Source organism: Methylibium petroleiphilum PM1, from assembly GCF_000015725.1.
Classification (GTDB): Bacteria; Pseudomonadota; Gammaproteobacteria; order Burkholderiales; family Burkholderiaceae_C; genus Methylibium; species Methylibium petroleiphilum.
The window spans coordinates 2175761-2190255 of record NC_008825.1 but is presented as its reverse complement, the minus strand read 5'-3'; the positions used below and the strand labels follow the sequence as shown (position 1 = coordinate 2190255).

Genomic DNA, 14495 nt, shown 5'->3' with positions numbered 1-14495 from the left:
CCTGACGCTGCGGCCCTGCGCGCGGCGCGGCTACAGCTTCAGCGGGCTCGCATAGCCGGTCATTTCCAGGTAGCCACGGCCGATGCGCGTGCCGCTGCGCGCGTCGAGCAGGTCGCTCAGGCCCTCCCAGTAGACCGAGCCGGTCGAGCCGCGGCTGTCGAGTTCCTGCGCGTCCAGGCGGGCGCGCACCTGGTGCGTGCCGGCGGGTGTGTCGAGCTGCCATGCCACCGCGTACTCGGCCTGCGTGGCCGGGCTGCGCCAGCGCCGCAGTGGCGTGAAGCGCACCTCGTCGGGCCCGAACGCGCGCACCGCGCCGTCGCGCGGCCGGAAGCTGCCGCCGGCCCACAGCGCCGAGCCGTCGGCGCGGCGCAGCCGGAAGGCGGTGAGGGCGCTGCCGTCGTCGAGGTTCATGCCGACCCAGTCCCAGCCCACGGCGTCGGGGTGCATCAGCGCCTCGCTCCATTCGTGGTCGAGCCAGGCGCGGCCGCTGACCGCGAGCGCGCGGCCCTCGACGCGCAGCGTGCCGCCCACGGCGAGCTGCGGCTCGCTGAGGTAGTGGCTCGCCTGTTCGGGCGCCGGGCCCTTGCGCGAATAGCCGGCGTCGCCCTGCAGCAGCACCGGCTGCGTCGCGTCGAGGCGCAGGTCGAAGGAGAAGCCCTGCGTGCCGGCATCGACCACGGCGCGGTAGTGGTGCGCGCTCGGAGAGGATTTGCCGTCGCGTACCAGTTGCCACCCGCGCAGCCGCACGTCGGTGTCGGTGGTGGCGGCCTCGGCGATGTCGAAGCCGGCGCGGGCGATGCGTTGGTCGTGGCGCAGCCGGCCGGCCAGCGGATCGGTGAGCGCGGCATGCGCGAACAGCAACTGCCGCGCGGCGAAGCGGCTCGGGTGGTCGGCGGCCGCCACGTCGGTGCGCGACCGGAAGAAGGTGATCTGGAAGCCGAAGGGTTCGGGCGTTGCGGCGGCCTCGAGCCAGCCGGTCACATACCACCATTCGGTGCGGTACTCGGGGTGCGAGCCGAAGTCGCGCGGCAGCACGATGGGCGTGCCGGCCCGCACCACCGGCGCCGCGCGTGCGGTGCCCACGCCCAGCCCGAAACCCGGCGCACACGCCAGCAGCAGCGCGCGGCGCGACAGCGGCAGGGGCTTGTCGTTCACCAGTCTTCCTTCACCGCGAGCACCGCGTCCTGCGAGACCGCGCGACGCGCCGCGACGGCCGCGGTCAGCGTGCCGGCGGCCACCACCGCGGCGCACAGCGCGGCCAGCCGGCCCCAAGGCGCCAGCAGTTCCATCGTCCAGTGGAAGCTCTGCGGGTTGACCACGTGCACCAGCACCACGCTCACGGCCAGCCCGAGCGCCAGGCCGAGCAGGGCACCGGCCGCCGTCCACGCCACGCCTTCGCCGGCCACGATGGCCAGCACCTGGCCGCGCGTGAAGCCCAGGTGCGCCAGCAGGCCGAACTCCTTGCGCCGTGCCAGCACCTGGGCCGAGAAGCTGGCCGCGATGCCGAACAGCCCGATCGCGATCGCCACCGCCTGCAGCCAGTAGGTGACCGCGAAGCTGCGGTCGAAGATGCGCAACGAGCTCGCGCGGATCTCCCCCGCCTGCGCGAACTCGAGCAAGGCCGGGTCGGGCGCCAGTGCGCGCAACGCCTGCTGCAGCGCGGCCGGGTCGGCGCCGGGCGCGAGCGTGAGCGCGAGGTCGTTCACGCGCGTGTCGCCGGTGAGCGCCACGAAATCCTGCGCGTCGACCACCAGCGCGCCTTGCTGCCGTGCGTAATCGCGCCACACGCCGCGCACGAAGAAGCGCGTGGGCAGCGCGTGGCCGTCGCGGTGCGTCAGCGGCAGCAGGAGGCGCGTGCCCGGCGCGGCGCCGTACAGCGCCACCATCGCCTCGCTCACGTACACGCCGGGTTCGCCGCCGGGCGCGGCAGGCAGCAACTCGCCCGTCATCGGCAGCGTGCGCTGCGCGTCGGCCAGCGGCCGTGCGATCAGCACCGGCGACGGCCGCGCCGGGTCGAGAGACAGCGGCAGGGCGCGCAGCGTCTCGAGGCGGCGCACGCCGGGCAGGGCGCCGGCACGCGCCACGAAATCCGGCGGCAGCCAGGCCGTGTCGTTGCTGGCGCTCACGGTCGCGGTGCGCACGTACAGGTCGGCCGGCAGCACCGTGTCGAGCCAGCGCGTCACCGCGTCGCGGAAGCTCGCCACCATGACCGTCAGCGCCACCGCCAGCGCCAGGCTCGCCACCACGCCGGCGACCGCCACCGTCGCGCTGGAACGCAGGTGCCGCGCGCGCTGCGTGGCCAGCAGCCAGGCAGCGCTCGAGGTCGGGGCACGCACCGCGCGCAGCAGCAGGCCCACGCCGGCCGGGACGCAGGCGATGCCGCCGACCAGAAGCACCGCCACCGCCACGTAGGCGGCGATCGGCAGGCCGGCGATCGGCGGTGCCAGCGCCAGCAGGGCGCCGGCCAGCATCAGCAGCGGCCCGAGCCACGGCCGCCGCGTGCGCGCGCCGGCCTCGCCCAGGCCCTTCAAGGCCTGGGCCGGTGCGATGCGCTGCGCCGCGCGCGCGGGCAGCCAGCCGCCCACCAGCGCCGCCACCACGCCCAGTCCGCCGTAGACGAGCGCTGCGAGCGGCCCGAACTGCAGCCGCGGCGCCACGCCTGAGAAGTAGCCGCCGCCGAGATCGCCGCCCAGCCAGCGCAGCGCGCCCAGCGCGAGCGCCGTGCCGAGCGCGATGCCCAGCGCGCTGCCCGCCAGCCCCAGCAGCGCCGACTCGGCCAGCACCCAGTGCAGCCGCTCGCGCGCGCCAAGTCCCAGCACGCCCAGCAGCGCGAACTGCGGCTGCCGCTTCGCCACCGACAGCGACAGTACCGAGAACACCAGGAAGGCCCCGGTGAACAACGCCACCAGCGCCAGCACCGTGAGGTTCACGCGGTAGGCGCGCGACACGTTGCTGAGCCGCTGCGCCGATTCACCCGGCGTGGCAGCCCGCACGTCGGTCGGCAGCGCCAGTTCGCGCAGCACGCGCTGCGGGTCGGCGCCGGCGGCGAGGCGCAGGTCGATGCGGCTCAGCCGCCCCAGCCGGTCGAAGGCCTGCTGCGCACCGGCCAGGTCCATCAACGCCAGCGGCGCACCCGGCGCGCTGCTGCCGCCAGCGATGCGCAGCGACACGAGGCGCAGGCCGCTCTGCACGCGCAGCGCATCGCCGCCGCTCGGTGCCAGCGCCGCGCGGGCGGCCGGGTTCAGGAACACCGCGCCGGGGTCCAGCATCGCCAGGCGGCCGGCATCGGCGGCCGGCTCCGGCAACAGCGAAGGCGAGAGCGCCGGCGCCACCAGCGCGTCGAGCCCCAGCACGCGCAGTGCCACGCGCCGGCCCTGCGCGTCGAGCGCGTAGGTGTCCACCTCGACCACCGGCGATGCCAGCGCCACCTGCGGGTGCGTGGCCACGCGGCCATACAGTGCCTCGTCGAAACCGCCGCCGCTCACGGCGCGGAGGCTCAGGTCGGGTTCGCCGTTGACGCTGCGCACCGCCGCGCCGAACTCCGACAGCGCCGAGGCGTTGATCAGGTGCACCGAGAACGCCAGCGCCACGCCGAGCATCACCGCCAGCACGGCGATGGCGTGGCGTGCGGCGTGGTGCCGCAGCTCGGGCCACGAAAGGTGGCGCAGCAGGGTGGCCAGGCTCATCGCGCTCGCTCAGCGCGCCGCCGCCACGCCGACGAGAAGGCGTCCGTGGGGCTGCGGGGGCACGGTGCGCTTCATGACGGCGCCGATGCTAACGCTGCCGCCCCCGTAGACTGCCCGCATGATGCCGATGCACCCCGTCACCCTCGACCACGCCAGCCGCCTGGTCAACCACGGCCCCACGGTGCTGATCACCACCGAACACCAGGGCCGCCGCAATGTGATGGCCGCGGCCTGGTCGATGCCGGTGGAGTTCACGCCGCCGCGCATTGCCATCGTGGTCGACAAGAAGACCCTCACGCGCGAGCTGCTCGAGGCCAGTGGCCATTTCGCGATCGGGCTGCCTTGCGCGGCACTGGCCGACCTGACCTACGCGGTGGGCAGCGAGAGCGGGCGCGAGGTCGACAAGTTCACCCGCTTCGGCCTCCGCGCCACACCGGGGCCGGTGCTGGGCCTGCCGCTGATCGAGGGCTGCGTGGCCTGGCTGGAACTGCGCCGCATCCCGGAGCCGCACACCGAGGCAGCCTACGACACCGTGTTCGGCGAGGTGGTCTCGGCGCAGGCCGACCCGCGCGTGTTCGCCGACGGGCGCTGGTCGTTCCGCGACGACAACGCCGAGCTGCACACGCTGCACCACCTGGGCGGCGGCACCTTCGCCGTGCCCTCGCGCACCGTCCGGGCCCGGCCGCTCGGCGGCAACCGCTGAATGCACATCCAGGAGGTCTGCATGTCCCACCACACGCCATCCCCGCCGCCCCCGCCGCCTCGCCACCTGTCGATGATCCGCGGCTTCCATCTCGCGGACTTCGTGACGCTGGGCAACGCCGCCTGCGGCACCGCGGGTGTGTTCCTGGCGATGCTGTACATGGGCAGCGGCGAGCTGGCCGACTTCCTGTGGGCCGCCGCGATGGCGCCACTGGCCTTCGCGTTCGACTGGCTCGACGGCCGCGTGGCGCGCTGGCGGCAGCAGCTCTCGGCGCTGGGCCGCGAACTCGATTCGCTGGCCGACGTGATCTCCTTCGGCGTGGCGCCGGCCGCGCTGGCCTTCGCCGCGGGTCTGCGCGGCGGCTGGGACGTGGTGGTGCTGATCTACTTCGTGTGCTGCGGCGTCAGCCGGCTGGCGCGCTACAACGTCACTGCCGAGAGCCTGTCGGCCGGCGCCGCCAAGGTGCCTTACTTCGAGGGCACGCCCATTCCCACCAGCGTGGTGCTGACCGCGGTGCTCGCGGCCATCGCGTGGCAGCAGGGCGGCCTCACGGCGCCGCTGCCCGGCGGCGCCTGGTCCCTCGCCGGCTGGACGCTGCACCCGCTGGTGCTGATGTTCGCGCTGTCGGGCACCTTGATGATCAGCAAGACGCTGCGGATCCCGAAGATCTGAGTGCGCCGCAGTCTGCGGGAGCGGCCCGCCGGTCTCCGCCGACGCAATACGCCCACGCCGCAGTGCGACTTGCCGGCCGTCCGTTGCGTCGATCCGGGCAGCCGCCTAGAGTGCCTGCATGTGTTCGCCCCTTCGCACCACCGCGCTGCGCGGACCCGCCTTGCGGGCCGGGGCGGGCACGCGCACCCGTCTGCCGGCCGCACACCCCTAGGCCCGGCGATCACCTCCACCCACACTGCGCAAACCTCCGATCGCCGGGCCTCCAGTCCGCGCGATGGCGTGTGCCGGCGATGGCCCGGCACGGCGCCCCTGATCGAAGGAATGCCCCGTGGAAGTCTTGACACTCGAGCGCACGCTCACTGAGCTCGACCATGTTCGTCTGCTGAGCCTCGCGCGCCGCCAGCGGCCCGGCGTCGCTGCCGCGGCGATCGAGCCGCTGCTCGACGCGTGCACCGTCGTGCCCTCGCGCCAGGTCCGGCCCGACGTGGTGACCATGTATTCGCAGGTGCTGCTGCAGGACCTGGCCAGCGGCCTGCGCAGCCGGCTCACGCTCTGCTACCCGGCCGACGCGGAGCCCGCGGCAGGTTTCGTGTCGGTGCTGTCGCCGGTGGGCTGCAGCCTGCTGGGGCTGACGGTCGGCGCCGTGGCGCGCTGGTCCACGCCCTCGGGCGAGGCGCGGTCCGCCGAGGTGGTTGCCCTGCTGTTCCAGCCCGAGGCGAGCGGCGACTACGCGATGTAGCGGTCATCACCCCGAGCCATGGGCGCCCGGCGCGTGGACTTGGGCGCCCCCGCGTGCTTCGAGGGCGCCGCATGCCGACGGCGGCCCGACGCTTCAGCCCGAAGTCACGGCAATGCGCCGCGGCTGCGCGTGCGCCTGCTTGGGGATCCGCACGGTCAGCACGCCGTCCTTCAGGTTGGCCTCGATGCGCGCCGTGTCGAGCTCCCGGCTCAGCGTGAAGCTGCGTCGGTACCGCGGCACCCGCACTTCGGCATACACCGCCTCCAGGCCATCGGGCGTGGGTTGCTGCACCGCGCCTTCGATCAGCAGCGCGTCACCCTCGATCTTCAGATCCAGCTGATCCCTGGGAACGCCGGGCATGTCGGCCAGCAGCGTGATGCCGGAGGCGTCCTCGAACACATCGACCGCGGGCGACACGGCGCGTTGCTGTTCGGTGTCGGCGGCGGCGCGGGCGGTCACTTGCTTCCTGTCGCTCATGATGGGCTCTCCTTTCGTGTCCTGCTTGCGCGTCACTGCACGGTGATGCGCTGGGGTCGGGCCGATTCGCGGCGCGCCACGCTGACCTGCAGCACGCCGTCGCGGTAGCTCGCGTTCACGTGAGCGGCGTCCACGTCGTCGGGGAGCGAGATCGCCCGGGCGAAGCGGCCGGTGCCGCGTTCGCGGGCATAGACCTGCACCTTGGGGTCGCCGCTCGGGATGCCCGGCGCGCGCTCGCCCGAGATGCGCAGCACGCCGCGGTCGAGCGTGACCTCGATCTTCGACGCGTCCAGGCCGGGCGCGAAGGCGTAGATCTCCACGCTGCTGGCGGTGCGGCCGATGTTGATCGCAGGGGTCGTGCCCGCCGCGACCGAGCGGATGCTGTTGGGCAACCCGGAAACGCCGAACACGTCGTCGAGTTCACGACGCAGGCGCTCGAACTGGCCAAACAGGCTGTACGGGTGATTCAGGATCGATTCGTACATGGTGTGTGTCCTCCGATTCATGGGTCGACACCGGCAGGAGACCAGACCCGCCGGCTCGGTTCTCGAAGTAGGGGCCGGCGCAGCGGTTTCAAGAGGTCGGAAAAGCGGCCATGCGCAGGCCGGGCGCAACGCCGAGACGACAGCCTTCGACAGCGTGCGAAGGATCGATGCCGATCAGTACGTGCGCGCGGCAATCACCGCCGCCACCTTCTCCAGCGCCTCGCGCAGCGTGTCGAAGTCCACCGAGCCCAGCGCCAGCCGGATCGCGTGCGGCACCCGGGCCGACGTGGCGAAGGGTTCGGCTGTGGACACCGAGATGCGCTCGCGCATCAGCGCCGCGGCCACCTGGTCGGCGCGCACCTCTTCGGCGAGCGGCAGCCAGACGAAGTAGGACGCCGGGTGGCTCACGCGCTGCAGCGCGCCCAGCACCTGCGCGGCGAGTTGCTGGCGCGCGCGTGCGTCCCGGCGCTTGCCGGCTTCCAGCCGGTCCACCGTGCCGTCGTCGATCCAGCCGCAGGTGATGGCGGTCATCACGCCCGGCGTGTTCCAGGTGGTGGCGCGGATCGCGCGCTCGATCGCGCCCACCCACTGCGGCGGCGCGGCCACGCAGCCCACGCGCAGGCCGGTGGCCACGCTCTTGGAGAAGCCCGACACGTAGACCGTGCGCTCCGGTGCCAGCGCCGCCAGCGGCGGCGGCGCCTTCTCCACGAGGAAGGCGTAGGCGGCGTCCTCGATGACGAGCAGCCCGTGTCGCCGCGCCACCGCCACCAGGGCACGGCGGTGGCTGGCGCTCATCACCCAGCCCAGCGGGTTGTGCATGGTCGGCATGGCGTACAGGGCCTTGACCCGGCGGCGCTGGCACAGCGCAGCCAGCGCGTCCGGGTCGGGGCCGTCGGTGCCGGCGGGCACCGCCACCAGCTCCAGGCGGTGCGCCTCGGCGAGCAGCTTGAAGCCGGGGTAGGTGAGGGCGTCGACCGCCACCACGTCGCCGGGCTGCAGCAGCGCCATCACGGTGGTGGCCAGGCCGTGCTGCGCGCCGTCGACCAGCATCACCTGCTCGCCCGGCAGCGTGAGCCCGCGGCGCGCCAGATGCCGCGCCACCGAGGCGCGCTCGTGCGGGCGCCCGCCATGGGGCTGGTAGCGCAGCAGCGCCTCCAGGTCACCGGCCGCGGCCAGCTGGCGCAGCGCGTTCCGCAACAGTTCGGCCTGGCCCGGCAGCGACGGGTAGTTGAAGTTCAGGTCGAGCATGTTGGCCGCCACCGCGTGCTGGTCCACGCCCTGGCCGCGCGGAACCGCCGTTTCCTTGACGAAGGTACCGCGGCCGGTCTCGCCGCTCACCAGGCCCATGGCCGCCAGCTCGGCATAGACGCGGCTGGCCGTCACCAGCGCCAGGCCCTCGTCGGCGGCGAGCTGCCGGTGCGTGGGCAGGCGCGTGCCGGGGGGCAGGCGGCCGCCCGTGATCTCAGCGGCGAACCGGTCGACGACCTGCTTGTACCGGGTCTGGGCCATGGGGCGATGTTGTATGCATGACAATTATTTGATTGTATTGATTGGCGCATCTAGCATCGAACCCATGCACATCGCCATCCTCACCTTCGAGGGCTACAACGAGCTCGATTCGTTGATCGCCCTCGGCATTCTCAACCGCGTCAAGCAGCCCGGCTGGCGCGTGTCGATCGCCAGCCCGAGCGCCAAGGTCCGTTCGATGAACGGCGTGGTCATCGAGGCCCAGGCCTCGCTGCAGGACGCCGTGGCGGCCGACGCCGTGATCGTGGGCAGCGGCATGCAGACACGCGAGGTGATCGCCGATGCCGCGTTGATGCAACAACTGAAGCCGCTCGACCCGACCCGGCAGCTGCTGGGCGCCCAGTGCTCCGGCACGCTGGTGCTGGCCCGGCTGGGCCTGCTGGACCGCGTGCCCGCCTGCACCGACCTGATCACCAAGCCCTGGGTCCAGGAGGCCGGCGTCGATGTGCTGAACCAGCCCTTCTTCGCCAAGGGCAACATCGCCACCGCGGGCGGTTGCCTGGCGTCGGCCTACCTCGCGGCGTGGGTCATCGCCCGGCTGCAGGGCGTGGCCGCGGCCGAGAGCGCGCTGCACTACGTGGCGCCGGTGGGCGAGAAGGACGCCTATGTGGCGCAGGCGATGCGCAACATCGGGCCGTATCTCCCGGGTGCCGAGCGATCGGCGGCCTGAGAATCGACCGCGAGCGAGCCCGGAACACGCGGAGCCACGATGTACCTACCCCGCCATTTCGAGGAGCAGCGGCCCGAGGCCCTGCACGACCTGATCGACAAGCACCCGCTGGGCATGCTGGTCACCCACGGCAGCGACGGCCTCGACGCGAACCATGTGCCGTTCGAGCTGGATGCCGGCGAGGGCCCGCACGGTGTGCTGCGCGCCCACGTGGCGCGCAACAACCCGCTGTGGCAGAACGTGGCCCAGGGCGACGAGGTGCTGGTGGTGTTCCGCGCCCAGGACGCCTACATCTCGCCCAACTGGTACCCCAGCAAGCACGAGGCGCACAAGCAGGTGCCCACGTGGAACTACCGCGTGGTGCATGCCCACGGCCGCATCACCGTGCACGACGACGAACGCCACGTGCGCGGCCTGGTGGCGCGCCTCACGCGCCGGCACGAGGCCGACCAGCCTCGCCCGTGGAAGATGGGCGATGCGCCGCCGGAGTACATCGACACCATGCTCAAGTCCATCGTCGGGCTGGAGATCGCGGTGGAGCGCCTGGTGGGCAAGTACAAGCTCAGCCAGAACCGCGAGGCGCGCGACCGCCTGAGCGCGGCGCAGGCGCTGATCGGCCAGGGCGACAGCGAGCTCGGCGAGGCGATGCGAGCCGCCGGTCCGCCCGCGTGAGCTGCAGCCGCAGGCGGCGCTAGCGGGACACGCCGATCTGGATGGCGCCGAAGCTGCCGTAGTCGGCCTCGACACGGTCGCCCGGTTGCACCTCCAGCGGCACCATGCAGGTCCCGCACGAGGCCCAGTCGCCGGCGCGCAGGCCGACGCCCAGCGAGGACAGCTCGTTGGCCAGCCAGGTGAGCGCGGTGCGCGGATCGCCGAGCAGCGCGCGCCCTTCGCCGCGGCGCGTGCAGCGCACGCTGCCGTCTGCGGACCGCACGGTGGCGTGCACGGCCTGCGCCGCCAAGTCGGCCCCGCGCCACGCCGCTGGCGCCACCGCCGGCCCGAACGCGAAGCGGCCGCAGCAGGCGTTGTCGGCGATCAGCTGCGCCTGGCCGGCGCGGGCGAAATCGGCGAAGCGCGAATCGGGCAGCTCGAAGGCCGGGTGCAGCGACGCGACGGCCGCCATCACGTCGTCGACGGCGTAGGGCGTGGCGCGCGGCGGCAGCGCGGAGCCCATGCGGAACGCGAACTCGGGCTCGACCACGCGCATGTGGTTGCCCGCGAGTGACAGCGTCGCGCCCATCGGATGAACGAAGCTGCTCAGGATGCGCCCCGGCAGCGGGCCGTCGACCTGGATGTGCGCCTGACCGGCCGCGCTGGTGGCGGCGATCTTCCAGCCGACCACCGGGCTGCCGGCTACGTCGGCCAGCGCGGCCTGGATCGCATGGCCGGCCGCGGCATCGGCGGGGCGCAGCGCGGCGGGCAGGGCGTCGATGACGGTGCCCGACTGGCGGCAACGCCAGAGCAACTGGGCGGCGTCGGAGAAGGCGGCGGGCGGCATGGTCCGGCGATGTTGCCAGAGGGTGCTCGCCGTCAGAACTGCCTGAACACCGCCGCCGCCACGATGCCGGCGGCGATGGCGGGCAGGGGCTTCTTCAGAACGAGCATCACCACCGCGGTGGTCGCCAGCGCCAGCCGCGCGCCGCCGTCGCCCTGCACGGCCAGCGGCGCCAGCAGTGCCATCAGCACCGAGCCCGACATGGCCTCGATGAAGCGCCGCACCCGCGGGCCGATGGGCACGAAGGACATGACGAACACGCCGCCCCAGCGCGTGGCCAGCGTGACCAGCGCCATCACGGCCACGATCAGCAGCGTGCCCCAGCCCAGCGAATCAAGGCTCATCGCGCGGCTCCTTCCAGGCCGTGCCCAGCAGGCCGCCGGCCAGGGCGCCCACCACCACATGGCTGTTCTCGGGCAGCCAGCGCCAGGCGGCGAGCGAGGCGCCGGCCGCCACCGCCCAGATGGCGAGCAGGCGCAGGTTCTTCGTTTGTCCGCCGACCGCCATGGCCAGCAGGAAACAACCCATCACCATGTCCAGCCCCCACCGCCGCGCATCGGCGATCAGGTCGCCCACCTGCGTGCCCAGCCAGGTGCCGACGACCCAGAACAGCCACAGCGCCAGGCCACCGCCCAGCAGCTGGCCGAGGCCCGGCTGGCCGCGCCCGAAGGCCTGCAGGGTCATGGCCCAGTTGGCGTCCGAGGCCAGCACCATCACGCCGTAGCGCCGGCGCGCCGGCAGCGGGCGCAGCCAGCGGTAGAGCGTGGCGCCCATCAGCAGGTGGCGGGCGTTGATGGCGAACACCGTCAGCACCAGCGGCAGCACCGGCACCCGCTCAGCGACGTCGCGAACTTCGGCAAGCTGGCTCTGATCTGCTGTTCGGCTTGCGAGCTCGGATGGCCGCTTACGCTGCCAAAGTGCCGCTCAGCACGCGTCAATGTCTGGCTGATGAGGAGCGAAAGCGGTCATCACCCCGTGAAGTTCCCGTGGCGAGCAGCACCGCATGCAGAGGCGGGTCACCGATCCCCATGCGGCCTGTCCGCAAGGTGTCCACAAAGAGTTCGTCAGCGCACCGCCCACACCACGCCGGCCGCCCCCGCCACGATCACCTACACCGGCCGTTCGATCGGCGCCTTCAACGAGTTCGCGGCCGACCCGCAGAAGGCCGTGGCCGAGAACCTCTGCGGCTGAACCGCGAGGCCCGGCCGCGCCTTCAGGCCGCGGCCGGCTGCACGCCCTTCGGCGTGAGCCGCAGCACGCGGTCGGCCCGTGCCGCCGCGGCCGTGGAGTGGGTGACCAGCAGGCAGGCCGTGCCTTGCTGCTTCACCTCGTGAGCCAGCACGTCCATCACCCGCTCGGCGGTGGTGGGGTCGAGGTTGCCGGTGGGCTCGTCGGCCAGGATCAGGCGCGGTCGGTGCACCACCGCGCGGGCGATCGCCACGCGCTGCAGCTGGCCGCCCGACAGTTGTTGCGGCAGGCGCTCGCCCAGCCCGCCCAGGCCCACCGCGTCCAGCACCGACTGCACGCGCGCCGGATCGGGCGCGCCCAGCAGCAGCAGCGGCAGCGCCACGTTGTCGGCCACGCTCAGGTGCGGCAGCACGTGGAAGGCCTGGAACACGAAGCCGAGCTTCGCGCGCCGCAGCAGCGCCAGCGCGCGCTCGGGCAGGGCGGTCACGTCGTCGCCGTCCAGCAGCACGTGGCCGGCATCCACCGTGTCCAGCCCGGCGATAGCGTTGAGCAGCGTCGACTTGCCCACGCCCGATTCGCCGAGCAGCGCGACGAACTCGCCCGCCTCGACGCGCAGCGACACCTGCTCGAACACGGCGCTGTCGCCGTAGCGCTTGGCGAGGCCGTCGATGGCGAGCAGGCTCATGCCGCGGCCTCGCGCTCGTCGACCAGTTGCCGCGCCAGCGCCACCACCTGTGCGCTGGCGTCGGGCGCGTCGCAGGCCACCGTCCGGCGCCACGGCATGCCCCGCAGCCAGGTGAGCTGGCGCTTGGCGAGCTGGCGCGTGGCGGCGGCGCCTTCGGCCTGCAGGCGGGCGAGGTCGGGCGGGTCGCCGGCGTCCAGCGCGGCCCAGGCCTGGCGGTAGCCCACGCAGCGCATGGCGGGCAGGTCGGCGTGCAGATCGCCGCGCGCGCGCAGGCGGCGCACCTCGTCCACCAGGCCGGCCTGCAGCATGGCCGCGAAGCGCTCGCCGATGCGGGCGTGCAGCCAGCCGCGGTCGGTGGGCTCCAGCGAGATCAGCGCCGTGCGGGGCGGCGCGGCGGAGGCTACGTCGAAGCGGCCGCTGTGAAAGCTCGACAGCGGCTGGCCGGTGGCGCGCCACACCTCCAGCGCGCGCTGCACGCGCTGCGCATCGTTCGGCGCCAGCCGCGCGGCGGTGACCGGGTCCACCGTGGCCAGCTCGGCGTGCAGCGCCGGCCAGCCGCGCGTGCGTGCCTCGGCGTCGAGCGCGGCGCGGAGGGCCGGGTCGGCCGGCGGCAGCGCGTCGATGCCGTCGAACAGCGCCTTGAAGTACAGCATCGTGCCGCCCACCAGCAGCGGCAGCCGGCCGCGGGCGCGGATCTCCGCCATCGCACGCCGCGCGTCGGCCACGAACTGCGCGGCCGAGTACGCGGCGCAGGGTTCGATCAGGTCGATCAGGTGGTGCGGCACGAGCGCGCGCTCGGCGGCGCTGGGCTTGGCGGTGCCGATGTCCATGCCGCGGTAGACCAGCGCCGAGTCGACGCTGACCACCTCGACCGGCAGCACCTGCGCGAGCGCCAGCGCGGCCGCGGTCTTGCCGGAGGCGGTGGGCCCGGCCAGGCACAGCGTGTCCAGCCCGGCGGCGGCGGGCGAGGCCACGCTCACAGGAAGTTCTCGAACGGCCCGAGGTAGCGCCACTGCCCCGGCGGCAGCTCGCCCAGGCCGACGCGGCCGATACGGATGCGCTTGAGCGACTCGACCTTCAGGCCGACCAGCTCGCACATGCGGCGGATCTGGCGCTTCTTGCCCTCGCGCAGCACGAAGCGCAGGTGCTGCTCGTTCTGCCACGACACCTTGGCGGGCTTGAGCTTCTCGCCGTCGAGCGCGAGCCCGTGGCGCAGCCGCGCCAGGGCCTCGGGCGGGAAGTGCTGCTTCAGGTCGGTGAGCTCGGGCCGCGCGGTCCACTGCACGCGCACCACGTACTCCTTCTCGACCGGGCTGTCCTCGCCGATCAGCAGCTTGGCGACGCGGCCGTCCTGGGTCAGCACCAGCAGGCCGGTGGAGTCGAGGTCCAGGCGGCCGGCCGGCACCAGGTGCTTGAGCTGGCTGGCGTTGAAGCGCTGCTTGCTGCCGTCGGTCGCCCAGCGGTTGGCGGCGGTGACCAGCGTGAAGGCCGGCGCGTGGCCGTCCTCGGCCTGGCCGCTCACGTAGCCGAGCGGCTTGTGCAGCAGGATGGTCACGCGCTGCGCCTGCTCCAGCCTGGCCTGCGGGTCGATGGTGATCTGCTGCTCGGGCCGCACGCGGGCGCCGAGCTGGTCGACCACCTCGCCGTCGACGCGCACGTAGCCTTGCTCGATCCACTCGTCGGCCTCGCGACGCGAGGCGAGGCCGAGTTCGCTCATGCGCTTGGAGAGGCGCGGGTTGAGCTCCTCGGGCGGCGCGCCGCCGGTGGTGCGGGCCTGGGCAGGGCGGGGCGGTGGGCGCTGCGAGGGCCGGGCCGAGGGGCGCGGCGCACCGCTGTCGTTTGTACGCGGTGGGCGGCGGTCTGAGCTCGGCTCGCGGGCCGGATCGCGCAAGGTGGGGCGCTCGGAGGTGCGGTTCGGGTCACGCGGCGAGCGTTCGGCACCGGGCCGACCGGGGCCGCGCGGGGGCTGGCCGGCCTCCGTGCGGGATGAGGGGCGTGGTGCGTCGCTGCGCTGACGGCCGGGCGCGGCGGGTGCCGCGCGGCCGGCGCGAGGCGGGGCGTCGGCCCGCTCGGGCCGCGGTGGGGGCGTGCTTTCCGCGCGCTGCCGGGCGCGCTCGGCCTCGGCCTGCGCCAGGGTCGGCCGCGCGGGCTTCACGCCGCCGCTGCGC

General features: G+C 73.6%; 14 protein-coding genes and 2 pseudogenes. 5 read left to right on the top strand and 11 right to left on the bottom strand.

Going from position 1 to position 14495, the window contains the following annotated elements:
• Window positions 1–30: 30 nt before the first annotated feature.
• Both MPE_RS10330 and MPE_RS10325 read right to left on the bottom strand, forming a co-directional pair.
• Complete coding sequence (locus tag MPE_RS10330; protein WP_011829643.1) at window positions 31–1155, bottom strand: lipocalin-like domain-containing protein; 1125 nt, start codon at window positions 1153–1155, stop codon at window positions 31–33.
• On the bottom strand, window positions 1152–3686 hold the full coding sequence (locus MPE_RS10325; protein ID WP_011829642.1) for an FtsX-like permease family protein: 2535 nt from the start codon (window positions 3684–3686) through the stop codon (window positions 1152–1154). Before MPE_RS10325 ends, MPE_RS10330 begins: the two co-directional genes overlap by 4 nt.
• A gap of 118 nt (window positions 3687–3804) precedes the next feature.
• Here MPE_RS10325 and MPE_RS10320 point away from each other — a divergent pair, with 118 nt between their 5' ends.
• The 3 genes from MPE_RS10320 (at window position 3805) to MPE_RS10310 (ending at window position 5800) form a co-directional block, all read left to right on the top strand.
• The gene (locus MPE_RS10320) at window positions 3805–4389 is read left to right on the top strand and encodes a flavin reductase family protein (protein ID WP_011829641.1); all 585 of its coding nucleotides are present in this window, start codon (window positions 3805–3807) and stop codon (window positions 4387–4389) included.
• 21 nt (window positions 4390–4410) lie between these two features.
• Complete coding sequence (locus MPE_RS10315) at window positions 4411–5061, top strand: CDP-alcohol phosphatidyltransferase family protein (protein WP_011829640.1); 651 nt, start codon at window positions 4411–4413, stop codon at window positions 5059–5061.
• Window positions 5062–5389: 328 nt separating this feature from the next.
• Window positions 5390–5800: a GreA/GreB family elongation factor gene (locus MPE_RS10310; protein WP_011829639.1), complete on the top strand. Its 411-nt coding sequence runs from the start codon at window positions 5390–5392 to the stop codon at window positions 5798–5800.
• 93 nt (window positions 5801–5893) lie between these two features.
• Here the strand turns inward: MPE_RS10310 and MPE_RS10305 are convergent, their stop codons facing one another.
• The 3 genes from MPE_RS10305 to MPE_RS10295 all read right to left on the bottom strand — a co-directional run bounded on the left by MPE_RS10305 (window position 5894) and on the right by MPE_RS10295 (window position 8271).
• Window positions 5894–6277 carry an Hsp20/alpha crystallin family protein gene (locus MPE_RS10305; protein ID WP_011829638.1) on the bottom strand — a complete coding sequence of 128 codons (384 nt, stop codon included), beginning with the start codon at window positions 6275–6277 and terminating at the stop codon, window positions 5894–5896.
• Between the two features lie 32 nt (window positions 6278–6309).
• Window positions 6310–6762, bottom strand: a complete 453-nt coding sequence (locus MPE_RS10300; RefSeq protein WP_041929638.1) for an Hsp20/alpha crystallin family protein — start codon at window positions 6760–6762, stop codon at window positions 6310–6312.
• A 174-nt stretch (window positions 6763–6936) separates the two neighbouring features.
• A complete protein-coding gene (locus tag MPE_RS10295) occupies window positions 6937–8271 on the bottom strand; it encodes an aminotransferase-like domain-containing protein (RefSeq protein ID WP_011829636.1) in 1335 nt (444 codons plus the stop codon).
• A gap of 64 nt (window positions 8272–8335) precedes the next feature.
• Here MPE_RS10295 and MPE_RS10290 point away from each other — a divergent pair, with 64 nt between their 5' ends.
• Both MPE_RS10290 and MPE_RS10285 read left to right on the top strand, forming a co-directional pair.
• A complete protein-coding gene (locus MPE_RS10290; RefSeq protein WP_041929637.1) occupies window positions 8336–8959 on the top strand; it encodes a DJ-1/PfpI family protein in 624 nt (207 codons plus the stop codon).
• Between the two features lie 39 nt (window positions 8960–8998).
• Entirely contained in the window at window positions 8999–9631 is a 633-nt protein-coding gene (locus MPE_RS10285) for an FMN-binding negative transcriptional regulator (protein ID WP_011829634.1), read from the top strand.
• 19 nt (window positions 9632–9650) lie between these two features.
• Here the strand turns inward: MPE_RS10285 and MPE_RS10280 are convergent, their stop codons facing one another.
• From MPE_RS10280 to MPE_RS10255, 6 genes and pseudogenes are all read right to left on the bottom strand, one after another.
• Window positions 9651–10457 carry a 2-keto-4-pentenoate hydratase gene (locus tag MPE_RS10280; protein ID WP_011829633.1) on the bottom strand — a complete coding sequence of 269 codons (807 nt, stop codon included), beginning with the start codon at window positions 10455–10457 and terminating at the stop codon, window positions 9651–9653.
• A 32-nt stretch (window positions 10458–10489) separates the two neighbouring features.
• On the bottom strand, window positions 10490–10798 hold the full coding sequence (locus tag MPE_RS10275) for an AzlD family protein (protein ID WP_011829632.1): 309 nt from the start codon (window positions 10796–10798) through the stop codon (window positions 10490–10492).
• A pseudogene (locus MPE_RS10270) lies at window positions 10788–11309 on the bottom strand (AzlC family ABC transporter permease); the annotation flags it as partial. The gene MPE_RS10275 and the pseudogene MPE_RS10270, both read right to left, overlap by 11 nt.
• A gap of 358 nt (window positions 11310–11667) precedes the next feature.
• The gene (locus MPE_RS10265; RefSeq protein ID WP_011829630.1) at window positions 11668–12327 is read right to left on the bottom strand and encodes an ABC transporter ATP-binding protein; all 660 of its coding nucleotides are present in this window, start codon (window positions 12325–12327) and stop codon (window positions 11668–11670) included.
• Window positions 12324–13307, bottom strand: a complete 984-nt coding sequence (gene miaA / locus MPE_RS10260) for a tRNA (adenosine(37)-N6)-dimethylallyltransferase MiaA (RefSeq protein ID WP_011829629.1) — start codon at window positions 13305–13307, stop codon at window positions 12324–12326. The genes MPE_RS10265 and miaA overlap by 4 nt, the downstream gene beginning before the upstream one ends.
• Window positions 13304–14278: pseudogene (locus MPE_RS10255) on the bottom strand (pseudouridine synthase); the annotation flags it as partial. The gene miaA and the pseudogene MPE_RS10255, both read right to left, overlap by 4 nt.
• Between the last annotated feature and the right edge of the window lie 217 nt (window positions 14279–14495).

Coding starts and splice junctions, on each gene's coding strand:
- MPE_RS10275 (WP_011829632.1), bottom strand. CDS start 10,798: ATGAGCCTTGATTCGCTGGGCTGGGGCACGCTGCTGATCGTGGCCGTG.
- MPE_RS10265 (WP_011829630.1), bottom strand. CDS start 12,327: ATGAGCCTGCTCGCCATCGACGGCCTCGCCAAGCGCTACGGCGACAGC.
- MPE_RS10305 (WP_011829638.1), bottom strand. CDS start 6,277: ATGAGCGACAGGAAGCAAGTGACCGCCCGCGCCGCCGCCGACACCGAA.
- MPE_RS10320 (WP_011829641.1), top strand. CDS start 3,805: ATGATGCCGATGCACCCCGTCACCCTCGACCACGCCAGCCGCCTGGTC.
- MPE_RS10290 (WP_041929637.1), top strand. CDS start 8,336: ATGCACATCGCCATCCTCACCTTCGAGGGCTACAACGAGCTCGATTCG.
- MPE_RS10280 (WP_011829633.1), bottom strand. CDS start 10,457: ATGCCGCCCGCCGCCTTCTCCGACGCCGCCCAGTTGCTCTGGCGTTGC.
- MPE_RS10325 (WP_011829642.1), bottom strand. CDS start 3,686: ATGAGCCTGGCCACCCTGCTGCGCCACCTTTCGTGGCCCGAGCTGCGG.
- MPE_RS10285 (WP_011829634.1), top strand. CDS start 8,999: ATGTACCTACCCCGCCATTTCGAGGAGCAGCGGCCCGAGGCCCTGCAC.
- MPE_RS10300 (WP_041929638.1), bottom strand. CDS start 6,762: ATGTACGAATCGATCCTGAATCACCCGTACAGCCTGTTTGGCCAGTTC.
- MPE_RS10315 (WP_011829640.1), top strand. CDS start 4,411: ATGTCCCACCACACGCCATCCCCGCCGCCCCCGCCGCCTCGCCACCTG.
- MPE_RS10295 (WP_011829636.1), bottom strand. CDS start 8,271: ATGGCCCAGACCCGGTACAAGCAGGTCGTCGACCGGTTCGCCGCTGAG.